The sequence below is a fragment of the Curtobacterium sp. ISL-83 genome (assembly GCF_018613895.1).
Taxonomy (GTDB): Bacteria; Actinomycetota; Actinomycetes; order Actinomycetales; family Microbacteriaceae; genus Curtobacterium.
On record NZ_JAGGPH010000006.1, the window covers coordinates 91,682 to 111,575 of the forward strand.

Consider the following 19,894-nt stretch of genomic DNA (forward strand, 5'->3'; position numbering starts at 1 on the left):
AGTCTGCCGACCGTCACCGCCCTCCGGCCGGACTTCCCGAAGTCATGTGTGACGAATCCCGTCTGCCACTCGTCTCATCCGTGAACAGCAACCGCTGGGAACACCCGGCGGTCATCGGAAGGAGCACCCATGGCTGACACCATCACCACCCCCGCCACCCGCACCCCCGCCCACACGGGCACGACCGTCACGACCGGCACGACGGTGATCGACGACACCGTCGTCGCGAAGGTCGCCGGGATCGCCGCCCGCGACGTCGCCGGCGTGCACTCCCTCGGCTCGGGCGCGGCCCGTGCCATCGGCGCGATCCGGGGCGCGATCGGACAGCGCGACCTCGCCCAGGGCGTGAAGGTCGAGGTCGGCGAGAAGCAGGTCGCCGCCGACATCGTCATCGTCGCCGAGTACCCCGTCGCCCTGCAGGACGTCGCCGAGGGCGTCCGCTCCGCGGTGGCCGGCGCCATCGAGCAGATCGTCGGCATGGACGTCGCCGAGGTCAACGTCACCGTCCAGGACGTCTTCATCCCCGGCGACGACGAGGACGAGGACAAGAAGGAGACCCGCGTCGAATGAGCACCACACTGATCGGCGCCCTGATCGGCGCCGTCCTGGCCGTCGTCGCACTGCAGTTCGGGTTCTGGGGCTTCGTGCTCGTCGTCCTGTTCGGGGCGATCGGGGCCCTCGTGGCCGCCATCGCCACGGGCCGGATCGACCGCGGTGCCCTCACCGACGTGCTGACCGGACGCCGGAGCTCCCGGTGAGCGGCGACCCGGTCATCCCGGGCCGGGTCGAGATCACCGCTCGTGCACTGACCTCGCTGGCGCGGGCGGTCGCAGCCGAACGGCTCGGCGCGCCTGCCCGCCGGGTGCGGGTCGGTCTCGGCGACGCGTCCGGAGCACTCGCGCTCGACATCACCGGACCGATGGCGGCCGGCGACGACCTCGTCACCGAGGCCACCCACGCCGCGGAACAGATCCGCGGTCGCGTGAGCGAGCTGACCGGTCGGCACGTCGGACGTGCCCACATCGAACTCACCGGGATCGTGCGGACGCACGAGACCCGGGTCCACTAGGAGGCCACGATGCGCAACGTTTCCGTCGAACGACGAATCCGGCGCCGGAGCGAGCACCGTTCCCGTTCCACCGCCGTGTCCATCGCCCTCGTGGTGCTCGCCGTGGTCGCCGCGTGGATCGGCACCGAGTCGGTGCTCCGTGCGGTCGGGGCGGCGCCGCTCCTCGCCGCCCCGCAGACGGTCGTCGACGCCGCGCTCCGTCCCGACCCGGCGTTCCTGACCATCGCCGAGCTCGTGGCAGCGCTCCTCGTGGTCGTCGGGGTGGTCATGGTCGTCCTCGCAGTGACGCCCGGACGGCACCACCGCTCGGCCGTGCAGCACGAGCGGGGCGCGGTCGTCATCGACAGCCGCATCCTCGCCTCGACCGCTGCGAACGCCGCAGGCCTGGCCGCGGGCGTCCCGGAGGGCAACACCTCCGCGACCGCCCGGGGTCGCAGCACCGAGGTCCGGGTCGTCCCGCTCACCGGGGTCCCGGTCGACCAGTCCGTCGTCCGCGAAGCCGTCCAGCAGCGGCTCAGCGCGCTCGACGAGCGCTTCGGCCGCCGGGTCCGGGTCCACGTCGAGGAGAAGGGAACGCTCGCATGACGAAGAGCAACCGCACCCTCAACCGGATCATCCTGTTCGTCCTCGGAGTCGTCTCCGTCGTCGTCGGGCTCGCGATCGGGGCGGGCATCCTGCCCGCGGTCCGCGACGCGATGCGTCCGTACGTGACGTTCCCCCGGCACGTGGGCATCCCCGCCGCGTCGCTGTGGATCGTGGCCGGAGCATGCGCCGTCGTCATCGTCCTCGCGCTGCTCTGGGTGGTCACCCGGGGCGGGGGCGGCACGGCCGTCGCCGTCCGGGAGCGCTCCGGCGACGACGCCGTGACGGTGAACGTCGCACTGGTGCGCGACCTGATCGACCACGAGCTGTCCGGCGTCCGTGACGTCGTCGGCTCCCGGGTCGACACGTACATCGTCCGCCGCCAGCGTGCTGCCCGCATCCGCGTGGCCGTCCGACGGGGCGGTGACGCCGTGACCGTCCTCGACGCCGTCGACCGCGCGGTCGCGACGCTCGATCGGACCCTCGGCCGTCAGGTCCCGGTGCTCGTGCACCTGACCGGCGGGACCCGCCCGGCACTGACCAAGGCGACCCGCGTCCACTGACGCCGATCGGCGGACGCACCCCGGCCCTCCCGGCCGAACGACCAACCACCCACCGGGCACACGCCCACCACCTGGAAGGAACCCCCCATGGGACTCGACGACAAGATCAAGAATGCTGCGCAGGACCTCGCCGGCAAGGCGAAGGAGACGGTCGGCAACCTCACCAACGACGACCAGAAGGTCGCCGAGGGCAAGAAGGACCAGGCCGCGGCCAGCGTCAAGCAGACCGGTGAGGACGTCAAGGACGTCTTCAAGAAGTAGGACGACGGTTCCGTGGCGGGCGCGTGACCCGAACGCGTGTCCGCCACGGTCGAAGAACGGACGGGAGGCGCGGTGCCGGTTGGCACTGTGCCTCCCGTTCGTCATGTCGTCGGGCCGCCCACATCACGCCGCGATCACGAATTCCGGATTCGTCGCACGTCACCTGTCAGGATCGCCGCGGCGTCGACATTGTCAAGGTGAAGGGGGCACCGTGGACGACAACACCGAAGACGACGACGCAGGCCTGATCCGCCGACTCGCCATGGGCGATCGTGCTGCGTTGGCATCGGCGTTCGATCGGTTCGCGCCGACGCTGACGCGGTACGCGTGGGCGATCGCGGGGTCCCGGCAGGACGTCGAGGAACTCGTCCAGGACACCATGCTGACCCTCTGGCAGAAAGCCGACGGGCTGCAGCTGCCGACCGGGATGCTGCTGCCGTGGCTGCTGGTCGTGTGCCGCAACCACGCCAAGAACCTCGCCCGCCGCAACACCAAGCACGCCGGCGACGAACTCCCCGACCAGGTCCCCGCACCCGGTGACCACACCGACGCCGCTGAGCAGTTGCGGTGGGTGCGCGCCGAGATCGCGGCGTTGCCCGACACGGACCGGCGGATCTGCGAACTGTGCCTGCTGCAGGGGTACTCCTACGCGGAGGCCGCGCAGCTGCTCGGGTTGAGCGTCGGCGCGGTCACCCAGCGGGTCGCCCGGTCCCGCCGACGACTCAAGAAGGCGGTGACGCACGATGAACACTGAACCCCCCGAGGGAGACGACCTGCACCGCATGCTCGTCTCGATGAAGCAGAACGTCCTCGAGCGAGCCACCCCACGACCCAAGCGACGGCGTCACCGCACGGGCATCGCGATCGGCGTCGTCGGGGTCCTCCTGCTCGGCGCTGCCGGCGGCAGCGTCGCGCTCGGGCTCATCCCGACCAGGCTCGCCGCCGCACCCGCCCCCTCCGCGACCCACAGCCAGGAGCCCGCGGTGACGGAGACCCCGTCCGGGGACCCGGTCATCGACCGTCCCACCCCGACGGCGACCCCGACCCCCACCGGGACCCCCACGCCGACCCGGCCGGCGTACGCGCTCGACGACCCGTCCACCTGGACGGTCTCGGGAACCGAGGTGGGTCCGATCGCCCTCGGCGGGAACCGCGAAGCCGAGATCGACGACCTGGCGGGCCCGTTCTCGACCTTGGGCCCCGAACAGACGTGCCCGAACCCGAACGCCGTGTTCCTCCACGACGAGCAGGGGACGAACCTGGTCGTGGTGGGCACGGACGGCACCGTGCAGAGCGTCGACATCGGCTTCTCCATGCCGCTCGGGCAGACGCAGGTAGCGGGACCGACCACGCCGGAGGGGCTCGGCATCGGGAGCACGCTCGAACAACTGCGGGCGGCCTACCCCGACCTGCACTTCTCGCGCGCGGGTGCCGATGGTCCGACCGTCGACAACCCGTACGGCGGCTACGTCACCGCCATGAACGGCGCGACGGTCACGTTCCTCATCCCGGTGGGTCAGGACCGGGTTGCGAGCATGTGGGTGAGCGTGACCGACCCGAACCCGCCGGACGAGTACTGCTGAGCGGTGGCCGCCGGCCCCGGTGCGTCTGGCCTCCGGCTCGACGCGTCAGGCGAACGGCGGTAGCGCTCAGCACCTCAGCGCGTTCCTTCCCAGAACGGGTGCGATGGCAAGTGGAATCGCGCGTACCCGTGGGAACAGTTGGCCCGGGTACGCGCGAAAGCGCCGGGTACGCGCGGAAAGGCAGGGTGCGCGCGGGGTTCGCGCGCTCAGCGTCCGGCCGCGGCGCGCAGCCGGGCGAGGCCATCGTCGATCGACACGGCCGGCGCCCACCCGAGGTCCCGCCGGGTCCGACGCTGGTCGAACCAGTGCGCGGTCGAGAGTTGTTCGGCGAGGAACCGCGTCATCGGCGGTTCATCTACGCCGGGGCGGACCCGCCAGACGGCCTCGACGACGGAACCGGCGACACGGGCCACCGCGGCGGGGACGTGCACGCGCGGCACCGGGACGCCCGCAGCCGCGCAGATCCCGGCGAGCATGTCGGCCACCGGTCGGGGCTCGCCGTTCGTCACGACGTAGGCGGTTCCGTGCACGCCGGCGTCCGCCGCGTGGTCGAGCGCCGCCACCATCGCCGAAGCCGCGTTGTCGACGTAGAGCGTGTCGATGAGCGCGGCGCCGGAGTCGAGCAGCGGCAGTCGACCCGCTCGTGCCCGCTCGACGATCCGGCCGATGAGCTGCGTGTCCCCGGGTCCCCACACCAGGTGCGGTCGGATCGCGACGACCGCGAAGCCCGGCTCGTCGGCGTCCAGGGCGATCAGTTCGGCCGCGGCCTTCGTGCGGGCGTAGTCCCCCCGGGCACGTTCCGGTTCGGCGGGACCAGCCCCGGCACCGGCCAACGACGACCCGGTGTGCGCCACGGAGGGCGACGACACGAACACGAACCGGCTGACCCCTGCGGTGCGGGCTGCGTCGACCAGGGCCCGCGTGCCGTCCACGTTCACCCGGACGAAGTCGGCCGGGTCACCCGCGAGCGACACCTTCGCGGCGAGGTGCACGACGGCGTCGACACCGGCGACGGCACGCGCCAGGGCACCCGTGTCGGTCATGGTGCCGGCGACGTCCTCGACGCCGACCACGCCGGACGGGCGGCGTTGGAAGGTCCGGGCCTCGTGCCCGGCGTCCCGCACGGCGGCAGCGGTCGCGCGACCGAGGAACCCGCTGGCACCGGTGACGAGCACCTTCACGGCCGCACCATCCGTCCACCCGCGAGCACCGAGGTCGCCCACCGGGACAACCGCGTGCGGTCGACCTTGGAGTTGTGCCGGATGTCCGTCGGCAGCACCGGCACCGTCAGGACCGCGGCGAGGGGAACACCGGCCGCTGCTCGGACGGCTGCGGTGAGCTCGGGCGAGGCCAGCCCCGGACGCCGTCGGCTCGGCACGGTCTCCACGACGGCGACGACCTGCTGCGTCCCGGACGGCCCGATCCCGGTCACCCCGACGCGGCCGACTCCGGCCACGCGCTCGATGCGCTGCTCCGGGCCGACGGGGGTGACGACGCCGTCGGGCGTGGTCACGACGTGCTGCAACCGACCTTCGACCCACACGCGGCCCTCGGCGTCGAGGTGCCCGACGTCTCCGGTGCGGTGCCCTCGGGGGTCGTCGACCCCGAGCCGCGACACCCGGTTCGTCCGCCACAGCCGGTCGTACCGGTCGCGCACGTGCGGTGCCGCGACCACGATCTCGCCGGTGATGCCCGCGGCGTCCGTCAACGTCCCCGTGGCCCGACCGTCGTGGTCGAGCGGAGCGATCCGCACGCGGACGTTCGCGGCCGGTCGTCCGACGCAGATGCCCTCGTCGGTGCCCGCGGCAGCACGCACGCCGTCGAGGTCGACGTCGGTCATCAGCAGCCCCTCGGTCATCCCGTAGGGCGTGTGCGCGGAGGCGTTCGGCATGAGCGCGGTCGCGGCCTCGAGCAGGGACACCGACACCGGAGCACCCGCCGACAGGAACAGGCGGACCCGGCCGAGCGCGCCGCGCTGGGCGTCCGACAGGTCACCGGCGGTGGCGACGACGTTCGCGAGGGCGGCCGGCGACAGGAACACCACGGTCGCGTCCGCTGCCGCGACCGACTCCGCCACGGCGCGGGCGGTCAGGGTGCGCGGCGCGGTGACGTCCATGTCGGGGGCGACCGAGCGGGCACCGAGCGCGGGGCCGAGCAGCGCGAAGGGCGCGAACCCGGCGACGAGGCCGGTGCCGACACCGATGTCGTACTGGGTCGCGAGGGCATCACGCACGGCACCGAGCTGCCCGTGCGTGTAGACGACGCCCTTCGCCGGACCCGTCGAGCCCGATGTGAACAGCACGGCGGCGGGAGCGGTCGACGCGGGGGCGGCCGGCAGCGTCGCACCGGACGCCACCCGGTCAGCACCGCGACGGGCGACCTCGACCAGGGAGTGCTCGACGCGCAGTGCCCGACGTGCGGCGGTGGGCAGCGAGACCGTCGCGATCCGACGCCCGGGCCAGCCGAGGGCGCGTGCGACCCCGAGGCCGGGCAACGCACCGATGATCCAGTCCGGCCGGGCGCCCCGCACCGCCCGGGTCAGTCCACGCAGGCCGAGGCCCGCGTCCGCCACGACGACGACCGCACCGATCCGGATGCTCGCGTACAGGACAGCGGTCAGGTCGGCACCCGGTGTGACGAGCAGCGACACACGGTCGCCACTCCGCACGCCGAGGTCGACGAGTCCGGCGGCGATCTCCTCGACCCGGCGAGCGAGCACCCGCCACGAGATGGTCCGGGGTCCCGCGGACGCCGCCATCTCGACGAGCGCGGGGTCACGGCTGTCGCGCAGGACGTCCAGGGTCGCCCAGAGCGGGCGGCTCACCTCCGCCTGCTCGCCGGTTCCGTCGGACGGGAGGCCCTGAGCGGCCCGGGTGGTCGGGACACCGTCCGGCAGGCGGTCACCGAGCCACTCGAACACCGCGCCGGCGACGTCGGCGTCCTCGGGCAGCAGGTGGCCGGCCCCCTCGAAGCGGTGCACGTCCGCCTGCGGGAGGCGTTCGGACAGGTCGTCGAGGTACCGCTCCAGGAACACCGGGTCGCGCGGTCCCCAGAGCAGGAGCGCGGGGACGTCGAGCGCGGCGACGCCGGCGGCGATGCGGTCGAGTTCCGGGGCGCTCGGGTGCGAGGCGCCGACGGGGATGTCCGCGACGAAGCCGCCGATGCCACCCCGTCGCGCTGCACCACGGTAGGGCGCGCGGAAGGCGTCGGCGACGGGGCGCTCGAGCTTCGGGTGTGCGATCGCCAGCGTGGTCTCGAGGAACGCGGGCGTCAGCACGGTCACCCGACCGAGGAGCCCGGGACGCAGCGCCAGTCGGAGGGGCGCCGGGATCGGGGCGTCGTCGGGCTGGTGCACCGCGGTGTTGCACGTCGCGACGGCCACCACGAGGTCCGGGTGGTCGACCGCCCAGCCGAGGGAGACGACCCCGCCCCAGTCGTGCCCGAGCGTGACCACGGGGCCGGTGAGTCCGAGCTCGTCGGTCAGGGCGCCGAGGTCCGCGACGCGCTGCGGAAGCCCCCGCTCGATCCCGGTGCGCTCCGAGAAGCCCATGTCGAGCTGGTCGACGGCGACCACGCGCCAGACGGGTCCGCCGTCACGGGCGACCTCGAGGGAACGCGCGGCCACGGACCGCCACAGGTACGACCACGTCGGGTTGCCGTGCACGCAGAGGATCGTGCCGACGGGCTCCACACCGAGCTCGGCGAGGGAACCGGCCGTGTCGAGGAGGTGCCACGTCCGCGTGGGGTGAGCCGCGCCTCCAGGCTGGTCGGACACGCCCGGAACCGTGACCAGGCGCGACCAGGCCGGGTCGAGACCGGGCAGGGGCGGCGGGAGCGTCGCCGGAGCCGCAGCAGCGGCGATGCGGGGAAGCCGCGAGCTCACCAGTGCAGTTCCATCATCGCCGTGTTGATGCCGGATCCGACGCCACCGAGGAAGACGCGGTCGCCGCGACGGATGCCACCGCGGGCGACCTCGTCGGCGAGGGTGATCGGGATCGACGCCGGGCCGACGTTGCCGAAGCGCTGGTAGGTCGTCGGGACCTTCGAGCGCGGGACGCCGATGGCCTCGACGAAGGCGTTCGTGTGCACGTCGGAGACCTGGTGCAGCACGTACCGGTCCATGTCGGTCCAGTCGAAGTGCGCACGGGCTTCGTTCCACGCCGCGACGACGAGTTCCATGCCGCCCTTGAGCAGCATCTTCGCGTCCGTGAACATCCCGTCGACGCTGCCGACGCACAGGTCGTACCACTGCGTCGCCGCACGGGTGACCCCGCCGATGATCCGGTGGCCCTCCGGGTGCAGGTCGGACGGGCCGAGCACCGCGGCCGCCGCGCCGGACCCGAGGGTCAGGCTGGCGAACTCGCTCATGAAGTCCTTGCGGTTCCGGCCGCCCTGGTTCAGGCGGGCGATCGTGTTGAGCTGCACCTGGTCGGCGTCCTCGCCGTCGACCACGAGCGCGTACTTGATCTGGCCGGAGTCGATCATGCCCGCGGCGACGCTCATCGCGTTGACGAACCCGAGGCACGCGTTCGCGATGTCGAAGTTGATCGCCGAGGTCGGCAGTCCGAGCCCGTGGTGCAGGCGCACGGCGACCGAGGGCTCGAGGTGCGGACGGGTCACCGAGGTGTTGATGAGCAGTCCGATGTCCTCGGGGCGCACACCGGCCTCGGCCATCGCGCGACGGCCGGCGTCGATCGCGGCGTCCTGGAAGGTCTGGTTCTCGCCCCAGTTGCGTCGTTCGGTCACGCCGGCGACGCGTTCGAGCAGGCCCATGGGCAGGCGGAGGCGTCGGAGCACGCCACGGAGCTTGTCCTCGATGTCAGCGGAGGAGGTCACCCGCTCGGCAGTGGTCGTGGCGACGGCGAGCAACGACACGTTCTCGTGCTTCACGGTGGCGTTGCCCGGACGCTCCGCATCGCCGTTGGCGTTCGGGTCGACGGGGCGGTCAGCGAGGATTGTCACCGATACATACTTCCGCATTCTGCCTGTGTGCGACGTCCGGGTCCGCTGTGCGCACCGCTCACGCCTCCTTCGGGAGCTTCCGGACCTTGCTGCGACGGCGTCGACGGTCCGGTACCATCGACCGCATCTCCTCGAGTTTTCCGAAGCAGAGGAGCCGGTCGCTGGGCTGCAGGACGACGCCGCTCCGGGGGTTCGGGATCACCGTCGCGCCACGGTGCAGGGTCAGGACCGTGATGTCGCGGTCCCAGAGCCCGGACTCCTTGATGGTCTTGCCGACCAGGTCGGCGTTCGTGTGCACGAGCAGCTCCGCGACGCCGTAGCCGGTCGAGACCGTGAGGCGCTGACGGACGTCGATCTCGGGGAACGCGACCTGGTTGCCGATGAAGTCGATGATGGCGCCGGCGACGTCGAGGCCGGTAGCACGCTCGATCCCCTCGAGACCGGGCGACGAGTTGACCTCCATCACGAGGGGACCGTCGTTGCCCTCGAGCATGTCGACGCCCGCCACCCGCAGGCCCATGATCTGCGCCGAGCGGACCGCCGCCTCTTCGTACGCGGGGGTCAGCGTGACCTTCTCGACCGTGCCGCCCCGGTGCACGTTCGAGCGGAACTCGTCCCCGGAGGCGCTCCGACGCATCGCGGCGACGACCCGGTCGCCGACGACGAGGGCACGGATGTCACGGCCGCGGCTCTCCGAGATGAACGACTGGATGAGCACGTTCTGCTTGGTGGAGTGCAGGGTCTCGACGATCGACTCGGCGACCTTCTCCTCCGGCGCCAGGATCACGCCGATGCCCTGCGTCCCCTCGAGCAGCTTGATGACGACGGGCGCGCCCCCGACCCGCTCGATGGCTCCGCGGACGTCGGCCCGGCTGTTCACGAAGGTGGTCGCCGGCATCCCGATGTGGTGCCGGGACAGGATCTGGTTCGCCCGGAGCTTGTCGCGGGAGTTCGTGATGCCCGTCGCGGTGTTCGGCGTGTAGACGTCCATCTGCTCGAACTGCCGCACGACCGCGGTGCCGTAGTAGGTGATCGAGTTGCCGATCCGCGGCAGGACGGCGTCGTAGTCGCTCAGCAGCTTGCCGCGGTAGAGCAGGTCCGGGTCCTCGCCGGACAGGTCGATCGCGAACCGGAGCGTGTTGAGCACCTTGACCTCGTGCCCGCGGTCGATCGCAGCGGCGCGCAGCCGCTCGGTCGAGTAGGCCCGCGGGGCGCGCGACAGGATGGCGAGTTTCATCGGTGGGGCTCCGAGGGGTCCGGGTCGGTGGTGGTGGCGGGCGGCGACGGTCCATCCAAGCATGCGCCAGGATGGGTGCATGGCCCGAGATCCGAAGTCCCCGCGCGGCGGTCCGCTCGTCGCGGGCTGGCGGGAGTGGGCGGGGCTGCCGGACCTCGGTCTGCCGTGGATCAAGGTCAAGCTCGACACCGGGGCCCGGAGCTCCGCGCTGCACGCGTTCGACCTGCAGGAACTGCCGGGCGACCGGGTCCGGTTCTCCGTGCACCCGTGGCAGGAGACCGACGCGGACGCGGTCACCATCGAGCGCCCGATCCACGACCGCCGGACGATCCGCAGTTCGACCGGACACACCCAGGAGCGCATCGTCGTGCTGACGACCCTGACCCTGGCGGGCGAGACGATCGAGGCCGAGGTCACGCTGAGCAACCGCGACCAGATGGGCTTCCGGATGCTCGTCGGCCGTGAAGCCCTGCGGCAGGGGTTCCTCGTCGACCCCGCGCGGTCCTTCGTGGCCGGGCGCGCGCCGAAGGAGATCCGCCGGCGCAACCGCGGTCGCGCCTGACGCGTCCTGCTCGCGCCACCCGGCGGACGTGACGGCCGTGACGGGGCCTGCCGCGCCTCCCGTCGGTCGGACGGGTCAGGCGGACAGGTGCTGTCCCAGGAACGCGATCTGTGCCGGGGCCATGCGGCGCCAGTAGGCGCTGTCGTGCCCACCGGCCTCGAACCCGCCTCCGGGCCGTGTCCCGAACCCGTCGACGTACGACCGCACGGCCGGCTCGAACCCGTCGCCGGTGCCGCAGTCGACCCGGACCGCGACGCCGTCGAGCGCGCGCTGCCGGCCGAGCACCGTGTTGGCGCGGAAGTCATCGGCGTCGTCGAACGCTCCCCGCGGGGTGTCCCCGGCCGTCATCCACACGGCGGGGCTGAGCGCCGCGACGGCACGCACCCGTGACGATCCGAGCAGACCGCCGAGGTGCAGCGCCCCGTAGCCGCCCATCGAGTAGCCCGTGAACGCCAGGCGGGTGGTGTCCAACCCGTGGGCGCCGAGCAGCGGCAGGAACTCGCGGGTGACCATCGCGCCCGGGTCGTCCCCGTCGGCGCGGCGGTGCCAGTACCCGTTGCCGCCGTCCACGGACGCGATCGCGAAGGGTGCACCACCGGCCCGGACGTGGGCGGCGAGGAACCGGTCGTAGCCGAGCGCGTTCCCCGAGAAGCTGCGATGGCTGCCGGCGTACCCGTGCAACGCCACGGCGACCGGCAGGGGGTGGGCGGAGGCCGGTGCGGCGATGGTCCAGCCGACCTCGCGGCCTCGGCGCGCCGTCGAGGTGAACGAGCCGGAGACGCTCGGCACGGGCTGCACGTCGGGCACCGCCCCGGCGGGGCCGTCCAGGCCGAGCACCCGGTACATGGTCGAGCGTCCGGGCAGCAGGCGCAGGTTCACGGCCTCGCCGGCGGCTCCGGCGACGACGACCCCGGCGCCGCCGATGAGCAGGGCGCGACGGGTGATGACTGCGGCTCGGGTTCTGGGCACGGCTCATCGTGGCGTGTGCTGCTCGGGGCGCGGCTGTGGATCGGCACCCCGGAACCCGGGGAACCGTTCAGGAGAGCAGCGCCCGTGCCACGGCGCGGGCGGTGTCCGTTCCCGCCCCAGGGTCCCGGAGGCGCATCGCGAGGGACCCGGAGACCACGAGCAGGAGCTGTTCGGCGAGCGCCGGTGCCCGATCGTCGGCCAGTGGCACGGCGGCCTCGGTCAGACGTCGCCGGAGCGTCTCGGTCTCGCGGTCGAGCACGGTACGGAGCGGCTCGGGCGCGTCGACGTACTCGGCGGAGGTGCCGAGGAACGCGCACCACCGGGAGCCGGCCGGGGTGGCGCGGTACTCGTCGAGCGCGTCGAACACCGCCAGCAGACGACCGCGGTCGTCGTGCGCCCGTTCGATCGCACGGTCCCAGGTGGCGAGCCAGTCGTCGTGGCGGCGTTCCAAGGCGGCGGCGACCAGGGCCTCCTTGCTGGGCCACCTGCGGTAGAGCGTCGCGGAGGACACCCCAGCACGCTCGAGCACGGCGTCGACGGGCGTCGCGGCGATGCCACGCGAGAAGAAGAGCTCCTCGGCGGCATCGAGGAGCTTCTGCTCCGTCCCTGTGCGCATCGCCACACCGGCAGCCTAGGCTCCGTGGAGTGAAACGATCGTTTTCGTCTGCTTCCGCCCTCGCGACCAGCGGACTCGGGCTCATCGCCGCGACGTACGGACTCGTCCGGCTCGCGTTCGGCCTGTTCCTGCCCGACATCGAACACGACCTGGGCTTCGGTGCGGTCGTCGCCGGACGGATCTCGTCTGCGTCGTCCGTGGCCTACTGCATCGGTGCCATCGCCGGGTTCGTGCTCGCTGCACAGCACGCACGGCTGCTCGTCGTCCTGGCCGTCGTCACCGCCGGGTCGGGGGCGATCGGGATGGCCGCGAGCCCGGACACGGGGTGGTTCGCAGCCTGGTCGATCATCGGTTCGATCGGTGCAGGGGTGGCCTCCCCGGCGCTCGTGCGGCTGGTCGATGCGGGCGTTGCCGAACCGGCGCGCGCTCGCGCCCAGGCCGTCGTGAACTCCGGGACGGGGCCCGGGCTGGTCGGCGCGGGCGTGCTGGCGCTCGTGCTGCTGCCGGACTGGCGGACTGCGTGGGCGTGGTCGGGGGTGTTCACCATCGTCGTGGGTGCGCTCCTGCTCGTCGCGACCAGGGGACGGTCAGCGCCCGGGGCCGGACGCGTCGTTGCACTGCAGTCCTTGCCGGGGAGGCCGTGGTTCCGCGCGCACCTCGGCGCGCTCGTCGTCGCGCTGCTGTTCGGTGCGGGAACGGCTGCGGTGTGGACCTCGGGCCGGGCGGTGCTCGTCGACGCCGGCGCCTCGACCACGGTGTCCGTCGCGGCGTGGATCGCGATCGGACTCGGCGGCACGGCCGTCGTCGTCACTGCTCGATGGACGAGTCGGCTCGCGGCCCGTCCGCTCTGGGCCCTGACGACGGCCCCGGTCGCGGTGGCGGTGCTCGCGATCGGGCTCCTGCCGACGTCGACGGTGGCGGCGCTCGGCGCCTGCGTCGTGTTCGGCTGGGGCTACACCGCGGGAACGGGTGCCCTCATCGCGCGGACGGTGGAGGTCGCCCCGGACCACGCCGCCGCCGGGACGTCGATGCTGTTCGTGGTGCTCGTGCTCGGCCAGGCCGTGGGCGCAGCGGTGTTCGGCGGCATGCTCGGACCCGTCGGCGCCGCACCGACCTTCGTCGTCGCGGCAACCGTCACCGCGCTGGGGGCGGTCGGGATGCTGGGCCTGCCGGGCCGAGTACTCCGCCGTGCACGCGAGCGGCCGGCGTGACCGCTCCCGACTCCGCTTGGTAGCTCGTCAGAGCAGCGGCCGCAGCTCGATCGTCCGGTTGCACGCAGCGGACGCCTCGGTGGCGACCCGCAACGCGGTCTCGGCGTCCGGCAGCTCGAGCACCCAGAAGCCGGCGACGTACTCCGGCTGCGTCGAGACCAGCCCCGGTGTGACGGAGGACCGTCCAGCCCGAGCGTCCACCACGGTTGCGTCCGTCGGCGCCGAGACGCCCGCCGCCAGGAGGATCGCATCACCCAGCCCGGCGTTGAACCGCTCGACCGCGGCCATCTCCGCATCGGTCGCCGAATCGACGCGCCCGGCCGCTGCCGCCTGACCGTCGTCGATGACGTTGACGAGGAACCGCATCGAGCCTCCTTGGTCGGTGGCACGAACCGTACTCCCGCGGTAGCGTGACGTCGACCTTCCCCCGAGAACGACACGGAGTCATGGCAACGAAGCGCTGAGCCGGCACACGAGCCGGCCGTCTCCACGCGGACGCACCGTCCGCGCGCTTCTGACTGCCCGCACGGCGACGACGCCGTGCGACGACTCCGAGGGACACCGTGTTCTCCATCCGCGCCCGCTTCCGGGCCTCGTTCTCCACGCTCGCCGAACACCGCTTCGTCACGTTCGCCGTGCTCGTCGACACGATCGGCGCCGGCCTCACCCTGCCGCTGACGATCGTCTACTTCACGCTCACCACCCACCTGTCGCTCGCGGCGGTCGGCGCGCTGTCGACCGCCGCGTCCCTGCTCGCCCTGCCGATCGGGCTGGTCGGCGGGGTGCTCACGGACCGTTTCGGGGCGAAGTGGTCGATGATCACGAACAACCTGCTGTCCGCCGCCGGGTTCACGCTGTACCTCGTCGCGCACGACCCCGTGCTGGTGTTCGCCGCGGTGTTCCTGGCGAACGCGTCGGAGCGCCTCTACTGGACGTCCTGGACGGCCTACGTGCACGACCTGTCCGACGGCCGTCCCTTCGAGCGCTGGTTCGCGTTCCTCGAGGCGACGAAGGCCGCCGCGCTCGGTGCCGGAGCGATCGTCGCCGCCGTGACGTTGGCTGGCGGCGGCACCGACGGCCTCCGCTGGCTGGTCGTCGCGAACGTCGTGACGAGCGTCGCGGCGGCGGCGGTGTTCGCGACGCAGCGCACCGGTCGTCCACGACCGCGCGTGGTCCACGTGCACGTCACCCCTGACGCAGGGTCCGCCGCGCAGCGCGACGGCTCGCTCCGGGCCTTCGCCGCCGACCGCTCGATGCGTCTCATCACGCTCGGGCAGTTCCTGCTCGGTCCGGCGATGGTCCTGCCGAACGTCGCGCTGAGCGTGCTGTTCGTGGAGCGGTGGCACCTTCCCGCCGCGGTGGCTCCCGTGCAGTTCGCCGTCGCGACGGGGTTGGCGGCCTGCCTGCAGACCTCGGTCACCCGGTGGGTCGCCGGCGTCGACCGCGGGATGCTGGTCGCGATCGGTGCCGGGCTCACCGGTCTCGCCGTCCTGCCGCTCGTGGTGCTCCCACCGCTCAGCGGAGCGGCCGCGTGGGGGTTCGCCGTGGTGATCGCCGTGGTGCTCGCGGCCGCCGACATGATCAGCCTGCCGGCCGCGAACGCGGTGATGGCCGAAGCGCCCCACCCGGAGGTCCGCGGTCGCGCGATCGGCGTGTTCCAGACGGCCGGGTCGGTCGGGATGGCGCTCTTCCCGCTCGGCATCGGACTCCTCGACACTGACGTGCCGTGGCTGCTCTGGGTCCTGACGGCGGCGGTGTTCGCGGCCGCCGCGTGGGTCTGGCGAGCGGCGGTCTCCGCACTGCCGGAGGACGTGCGGGTCGCGACGGCGGCCGACGCGGACGTGTGATCGCAGTGCTGGTCCGGATTGCGCTCGGCTGAGAGACCAGTGTGCCCGGCTCCGTACCCGTCGTCAGGCTGTACTGCCACCGTCAGCCCATTGTCAGGCAGACTCCGGCAGGGACGAGCAGACTGCAGAAGACCGAGGAGAACTCATATGGACAGACTTCGGCGCCTTCCGCTCCCGGCGCTCCTCCCGATCGTGTTCGTGGTCGTCGGCGGCCTCTACTTCCTGTTGGGACTGCTCGGGAACCCCTCGCGGATCGACGTCCTCGCGCGCCTGCTCGGCTCGCTCTTCTACGCGCTCGTGATGACGGTGTTCTTCGGCGTGATGATCGCGATCCGCCGGCGGAAGGCAGGCGGCGCCGACGCGGTCACCGCGATGCAGCGGACCATTCGTACCGGCGATGTACCGGCGGCAGTCGACACCCCGACCTGGTTGCGCGAACTCGAGCGGTACCAGGTTCGGTACCGTCGAAATCGATGGGCACTTCCTGTCATGTTCGGGATCTTCGCGGTCCTGTGCGTCCTCTTGGCATTCTCACTGAGCCCGATCTGGTGGCTGTTCCTCGTGCTGTTCGCCGCGCTCGGCGCGTACGCGGTGTGGGAAACCCGGCGCGCCCTGCGCAATCTCGCCAGCGCGTTGACGGAACTCGGCCACCGGCCTGTCGCCCTGTCGGATGGATCGGTTGCACGGACGTCGCAGCCGACACCCGGTGCGTCCTGGACGCTCCCACCCCCGGCGGACCGGGCACCCGACGCGAGCTAGCGGTCCGCCGCCCCACCGCGCCTCCAGTCCGTTCGCAGGTCCCGCCAAGCGACGCCAGGCGGACTACAGCATCCCCGTCAGGACACCCCCGTCCGCACGGATCGCCGCACCGTTCGTCGCGGACGACAACGGGCTCGCGAGGTAGGCGACGAGGTTCGCGATCTCGTCCGGCCGGATGAACCGTGCGAGGAGTGTCGTGCGGTTCTGCCCGATGATCGACTCCTGCAGCACCGCGGCGGGGACCTGTTGGTCAGCGGCGATCGACTCCACGGTCGCCGCGACACCGTCCGAGTACGTCGGACCGCCCAGGACGGTGTTGACGGTGACCGCCGTTCCGCGGGTGCGCTTGGCGAGACCGTTGGCGAGCGCGATCACCGCCGCCTTCGTGACGCCGTAGTGCACCATGTCGACCGGAACGTTCACCCCCGACTCGCTGCTGATGAACACGACCCGTCCCCAGCCGCGGTCGAGCATCCCGGACAGGACGTGGCGGGAGAGCCGCACACCGCTCATCACGTTCACCTGGAAGTACTCGAGCCACTCGTCGTCCGTGATCGCGTCGAACTCCGCGAGGCCGAAGCGTCCGACGTTGTTGACGAGGACGTCGATCTCACCGAGCGAACCGACGAGGGAAGCCACGTCCGTCGGCCGGGCGAAGTCGACGACCACGCCGGACGGGTTCGACGCCGGGTACTCCGCGCGGAGACCCTCGACGGCGGCGTCCACCCGTCCTCGATCACGTCCGCTCACCGTCACGTCAGCACCCGCGGCCGTGAGGGCGCGAGCGGTCGCGTACCCGATGCCCTGCGTCGAGCCACTGACGAACGCACGTCGTCCTTCGAGCTGTCGGTCCACGATGTCCCCTCCACGGAGTGAGCTGTCCGCCGAGGTCACTTGCCCAGGCAAGTCACAACGTAGCAGATGACTTTCCTGAGCAAGTAATCGGCACGGTGGAGCGTGGCATACCCTTCCCCCATGCCAGCCCGACCGGAGTCAGTGGAGTTGAGCCCGGAGCACCTCGAGATCTGGGCGTCCGTCGCGACGCTGCTCGAACGGTTGCCGGCAGCGCTCGATGCGCAGCTGCAACGTGACAGCGGCCTGACCCACTTCGAGCACGGCTTGCTCTACGCGCTCGACCGTGCTCCGGATCGTCGCCTGCGGATGAGCACGCTCGCCGGGTACGCGAGCTCCACACTCTCGCGACTGTCCCGCGCCGCGAGCCGACTGGAGGCCAAGCGCCTGCTCCGGCGTGAGCCCGACCCGAGTGACGGCCGATTCACGTTGGCGGTGCTCACGCCGGAGGGCCACGCGATGGTCGAGGAGGCCACGCCGCGCCATCACGCACTCGTGGACCGCCTCGTCTTCGGCGCGCTCACCGAGGCCCAGGCGCACCAGTTGGGCGTCGTCAGTCGGCGGATCGGCGAGGCGATCGACGCCGCGCCGGCCTGGCGACCGCCGGAGGCGACGACGCCCGAGAACGCGTCCCGACCCTGACCGGATCCGTCCGGGCCGCCCGCTGATCACACCCGCTACCGTTGTCGCCATGGCGACGACCGGGGACTGGTCGCGGCTGCCGGTGGGGCGCCGCGAGTACCGGCAGGACGCCCTGCTCGCTCTCGTGCTCGCTGGCGGCCTGGTCGTCACGACCACGCTGTACACCTCCGCCGGGACGTACGGCGACCACCAAGCACCGTGGTGGGTCTCGGCCCTGATGATCGTCGCGAACGCCGGGCCGATCGCGTTCCGTCGGCGATTCCCGATGACCGTCGCCGTGGTCTCGGCGCTGGCGTTCGCAGCGACGCAGCTCCTGCACGTCCCTGAGGTGTTCCTCGTCAACTTCACGCTGTTCATCGGGCTGTACACGGTCGGGGCGTGGTGCTCGGACCGGGTGCGCGCCGAGGTGGTCCGCTGGGTGGTGATCGGCGGCATGTTCGCCTGGGTGTTCCTGGCGATCGTGTTCGGCTGGGCGGTGCCGAGTGCGCTGCCGAACGGTCGGCACGCCCTCATCCCGCCGTACATCGCGTACTCGCTGCTCAACGTCGTCATCAACGTGCTGTACTTCGGCGCGGCCTGGTACGCCGGCAACCGCGCGTGGGCCTCGGCCGTGGCGAAGCACGAACTCGACGAGCGCACCGCGGAGCTCGCAGCGGAACGGGAGCGCAGTGCCGCGCAGGCCGTCACGCTCGAACGGGTCCGGATCGCACGTGAGCTGCACGACGTGGTCGCGCACCACGTCTCGCTGATGGGCGTGCAGGCCGGAGCAGCCCGGAGGGTGATCGACCGCGACCCCGCGCAGGCGGTCGTGTCGCTCGGCGTCGTGGAAGAGAGCGCCAGGACGGCGGTGGAGGAACTCCGACGGATGCTCGGCACGCTGCGCTCCGTCGACGACGGGACCTCGACCGCCACGGGCAACTCCGTCACGACCGCGGATGCACCGAGCACCGAGGGCGTCACCCGCATCGCGGCGCTCGCGGACTCCGCGAGCGCCGCCGGGCACCCGACCGAGTACGTCGTGGTCGGCACCGAACGGCCGGTGCCCCCGACCGTCGCCACCGTCGCGTACCGGGTCGTGCAGGAGGCCGTGACGAACGTCCTGAAGCACGCCGGCCCCGGCGCACGCGCTGACGTGCGCCTGCGCTACCTGCCGGACGCCATCGAGGTGGAGGTCACCGATGACGGACGTGGCGGTACGCGCGACACGACGGGCAGCGGGCTCGGGCACGTCGGGATGCGGGAACGGGTCGCCGCGGTGGACGGCCGGATCGAGATCGGGCCGCGCGCCCGGGGAGGGTACCTGGTGCGGGCATGGCTGCCGACGACGTGACCATCGTGCTCGCGGACGACCAAGAGCTCGTCCGCGCCGGCTTCAAGGTGATCCTGGAGTCCGAACCGGGCTTCCGCGTCGTCGGCGAGGCGGCGGACGGCGCCCGGGCGGTGGAGGCGGTCCGGCAGTACCGACCCGACGTCGTGTGCCTGGACGTCCAGATGCCCGGGGTCGACGGGCTCGAGGCCGCGCGGCGGATCTCGGCCCTCGACGACCCGCCCGCGGTGCTCGTCCTGACGACGTTCGACCACGACGACGCCCTGTTCCAGGCGCTCGAGGCCGGGGCGAGCGGGTTCCTGCTGAAGAACGCCTCCCCCGAACGGCTGATCGACGCCGTGCGGACCCTCGCGGCCGGGGATGCGTTGCTCGCCCCCGACGTGACACGTCGGGTGATCCGCCGTGCGACGGCGACACCGGCAGCCGGGCCGGGAACGGGGGCGCCGACGCACGACCCCGCAGCGGCGATCGCCCGGGTCGGACTGACCGACCGCGAGACCGAGGTGCTGCGGCTGCTCGCCAGGGGGCTGAGCAACGCGGAGATCGCCGCCGAGCTGTTCGTGGGCGAGGCCACCGTGAAGACCCACGTGTCGAACGTGCTGCAGAAGCTCGCGCTCCGTGACCGCATCCAAGCCGTGGTGTGGGCGTTCGAGCACGGCGTCGCCGGCTGACGCACGGCATCGCCGGCTGACGCACGGCGTCGCCGGCTGACGCACGGCGTCGCCGGCTGACGGACAGCCCGTCGCACGCGGTCGACCTCCGCCGCTCCCCCACCCGGCGGAGCCGCTGACCCGCCCTCCGGCGGAGGCGCCCACCCCGCCTGCCGCAATAGCGTCACCAGTGCCGGCGAAG

Annotated in this window: 23 protein-coding genes; 15 read left to right on the top strand and 8 right to left on the bottom strand. The window is 72.3% G+C overall.

The window, feature by feature from the left end; translation table 11 throughout:
• Nucleotides 1-129: 129 nt before the first annotated feature.
• From J7E22_RS04260 to J7E22_RS04295, 8 genes are all read left to right on the top strand, one after another.
• Nucleotides 130-570 (top strand): Asp23/Gls24 family envelope stress response protein, encoded by a 441-nt coding sequence (locus J7E22_RS04260; protein ID WP_214979274.1) that lies wholly within the window; start codon nt 130-132, stop codon nt 568-570.
• Nucleotides 567-758, top strand: a complete 192-nt coding sequence (locus J7E22_RS04265; protein WP_214979276.1) for a DUF2273 domain-containing protein — start codon at nt 567-569, stop codon at nt 756-758. The genes J7E22_RS04260 and J7E22_RS04265 overlap by 4 nt, the downstream gene beginning before the upstream one ends.
• The gene (locus J7E22_RS04270) at nt 755-1,069 is read left to right on the top strand and encodes a hypothetical protein (protein WP_214979278.1); all 315 of its coding nucleotides are present in this window, start codon (nt 755-757) and stop codon (nt 1,067-1,069) included. The genes J7E22_RS04265 and J7E22_RS04270 overlap by 4 nt, the downstream gene beginning before the upstream one ends.
• Before the next feature lie 9 nt (nt 1,070-1,078).
• Nucleotides 1,079-1,654, top strand: a complete 576-nt coding sequence (locus J7E22_RS04275; RefSeq protein WP_214979280.1) for a DUF6286 domain-containing protein — start codon at nt 1,079-1,081, stop codon at nt 1,652-1,654.
• Nucleotides 1,651-2,214 (top strand): hypothetical protein, encoded by a 564-nt coding sequence (locus J7E22_RS04280; protein WP_214979282.1) that lies wholly within the window; start codon nt 1,651-1,653, stop codon nt 2,212-2,214. Before J7E22_RS04275 ends, J7E22_RS04280 begins: the two co-directional genes overlap by 4 nt.
• An 87-nt stretch (nt 2,215-2,301) precedes the next feature.
• Entirely contained in the window at nt 2,302-2,475 is a 174-nt protein-coding gene (locus J7E22_RS04285; RefSeq protein ID WP_214979284.1) for a CsbD family protein, read from the top strand.
• 211 nt (nt 2,476-2,686) lie between these two features.
• On the top strand, nt 2,687-3,229 hold the full coding sequence (locus tag J7E22_RS04290) for a sigma-70 family RNA polymerase sigma factor (protein WP_308159148.1): 543 nt from the start codon (nt 2,687-2,689) through the stop codon (nt 3,227-3,229).
• Entirely contained in the window at nt 3,219-4,058 is an 840-nt protein-coding gene (locus J7E22_RS04295; RefSeq protein ID WP_214979286.1) for a hypothetical protein, read from the top strand. Before J7E22_RS04290 ends, J7E22_RS04295 begins: the two co-directional genes overlap by 11 nt.
• A 206-nt stretch (nt 4,059-4,264) precedes the next feature.
• Here J7E22_RS04295 and J7E22_RS04300 read toward each other — a convergent pair whose 3' ends face one another.
• Genes J7E22_RS04300 through rimK form a run of 4 tightly spaced genes read right to left on the bottom strand, consistent with a single transcriptional unit; the run spans nt 4,265 to nt 10,257 of the window.
• The gene (locus tag J7E22_RS04300) at nt 4,265-5,239 is read right to left on the bottom strand and encodes an NAD(P)-dependent oxidoreductase (RefSeq protein WP_214979289.1); all 975 of its coding nucleotides are present in this window, start codon (nt 5,237-5,239) and stop codon (nt 4,265-4,267) included.
• A complete protein-coding gene (locus J7E22_RS04305; protein ID WP_214979291.1) occupies nt 5,236-7,941 on the bottom strand; it encodes an alpha/beta fold hydrolase in 2,706 nt (901 codons plus the stop codon). Before J7E22_RS04305 ends, J7E22_RS04300 begins: the two co-directional genes overlap by 4 nt.
• On the bottom strand, nt 7,938-9,020 hold the full coding sequence (locus tag J7E22_RS04310; RefSeq protein WP_308159149.1) for a 3-oxoacyl-ACP synthase III: 1,083 nt from the start codon (nt 9,018-9,020) through the stop codon (nt 7,938-7,940). The genes J7E22_RS04305 and J7E22_RS04310 overlap by 4 nt, the downstream gene beginning before the upstream one ends.
• 58 nt (nt 9,021-9,078) lie before the next feature.
• Nucleotides 9,079-10,257 carry a 30S ribosomal protein S6--L-glutamate ligase gene (rimK, locus tag J7E22_RS04315; protein ID WP_214979293.1) on the bottom strand — a complete coding sequence of 393 codons (1,179 nt, stop codon included), beginning with the start codon at nt 10,255-10,257 and terminating at the stop codon, nt 9,079-9,081.
• 79 nt (nt 10,258-10,336) lie between these two features.
• Between rimK and J7E22_RS04320 the strand changes: the two genes are divergently transcribed.
• Nucleotides 10,337-10,819: a RimK/LysX family protein gene (locus J7E22_RS04320; protein ID WP_214979295.1), complete on the top strand. Its 483-nt coding sequence runs from the start codon at nt 10,337-10,339 to the stop codon at nt 10,817-10,819.
• Nucleotides 10,820-10,894: 75 nt separating this feature from the next.
• Here the strand turns inward: J7E22_RS04320 and J7E22_RS18110 are convergent, their stop codons facing one another.
• Together J7E22_RS18110 and J7E22_RS04330 are read right to left on the bottom strand one after the other, a co-directional pair.
• Nucleotides 10,895-11,788, bottom strand: coding sequence for an alpha/beta hydrolase-fold protein (locus tag J7E22_RS18110; RefSeq protein WP_214979297.1), 894 nt, complete (start codon nt 11,786-11,788; stop codon nt 10,895-10,897).
• A gap of 67 nt (nt 11,789-11,855) precedes the next feature.
• Nucleotides 11,856-12,404: a TetR/AcrR family transcriptional regulator gene (locus J7E22_RS04330; protein ID WP_251008730.1), complete on the bottom strand. Its 549-nt coding sequence runs from the start codon at nt 12,402-12,404 to the stop codon at nt 11,856-11,858.
• A 29-nt stretch (nt 12,405-12,433) separates the two neighbouring features.
• Between J7E22_RS04330 and J7E22_RS04335 the strand changes: the two genes are divergently transcribed.
• Nucleotides 12,434-13,615: an MFS transporter gene (locus tag J7E22_RS04335; RefSeq protein WP_214979301.1), complete on the top strand. Its 1,182-nt coding sequence runs from the start codon at nt 12,434-12,436 to the stop codon at nt 13,613-13,615.
• Nucleotides 13,616-13,642: 27 nt separating this feature from the next.
• Here J7E22_RS04335 and J7E22_RS04340 read toward each other — a convergent pair whose 3' ends face one another.
• Nucleotides 13,643-13,981, bottom strand: coding sequence for a YciI family protein (locus J7E22_RS04340; RefSeq protein WP_214979303.1), 339 nt, complete (start codon nt 13,979-13,981; stop codon nt 13,643-13,645).
• A 197-nt stretch (nt 13,982-14,178) separates the two neighbouring features.
• Between J7E22_RS04340 and J7E22_RS04345 the strand changes: the two genes are divergently transcribed.
• Together J7E22_RS04345 and J7E22_RS04350 are read left to right on the top strand one after the other, a co-directional pair.
• Nucleotides 14,179-15,462 (top strand): MFS transporter, encoded by a 1,284-nt coding sequence (locus J7E22_RS04345; RefSeq protein WP_214979305.1) that lies wholly within the window; start codon nt 14,179-14,181, stop codon nt 15,460-15,462.
• Nucleotides 15,463-15,609: 147 nt separating this feature from the next.
• Nucleotides 15,610-16,221 (top strand): hypothetical protein, encoded by a 612-nt coding sequence (locus tag J7E22_RS04350; RefSeq protein WP_214979306.1) that lies wholly within the window; start codon nt 15,610-15,612, stop codon nt 16,219-16,221.
• A gap of 63 nt (nt 16,222-16,284) precedes the next feature.
• On the opposite strand, the gene J7E22_RS04355 is transcribed toward J7E22_RS04350, so the two are convergent.
• Nucleotides 16,285-17,076 carry an SDR family NAD(P)-dependent oxidoreductase gene (locus J7E22_RS04355; RefSeq protein ID WP_214979308.1) on the bottom strand — a complete coding sequence of 264 codons (792 nt, stop codon included), beginning with the start codon at nt 17,074-17,076 and terminating at the stop codon, nt 16,285-16,287.
• A gap of 120 nt (nt 17,077-17,196) precedes the next feature.
• Between J7E22_RS04355 and J7E22_RS04360 the strand changes: the two genes are divergently transcribed.
• From J7E22_RS04360 to J7E22_RS04370, 3 genes are read left to right on the top strand one after another with little or no spacing between them, the layout of a single operon-like run.
• A complete protein-coding gene (locus tag J7E22_RS04360; protein ID WP_214979310.1) occupies nt 17,197-17,715 on the top strand; it encodes a MarR family winged helix-turn-helix transcriptional regulator in 519 nt (172 codons plus the stop codon).
• 49 nt (nt 17,716-17,764) lie between these two features.
• On the top strand, nt 17,765-19,045 hold the full coding sequence (locus J7E22_RS04365) for a sensor histidine kinase (protein WP_251008715.1): 1,281 nt from the start codon (nt 17,765-17,767) through the stop codon (nt 19,043-19,045).
• The gene (locus tag J7E22_RS04370) at nt 19,027-19,713 is read left to right on the top strand and encodes a response regulator transcription factor (RefSeq protein WP_214979312.1); all 687 of its coding nucleotides are present in this window, start codon (nt 19,027-19,029) and stop codon (nt 19,711-19,713) included. Before J7E22_RS04365 ends, J7E22_RS04370 begins: the two co-directional genes overlap by 19 nt.
• The last annotated feature ends 181 nt before the right edge of the window (nt 19,714-19,894 follow it).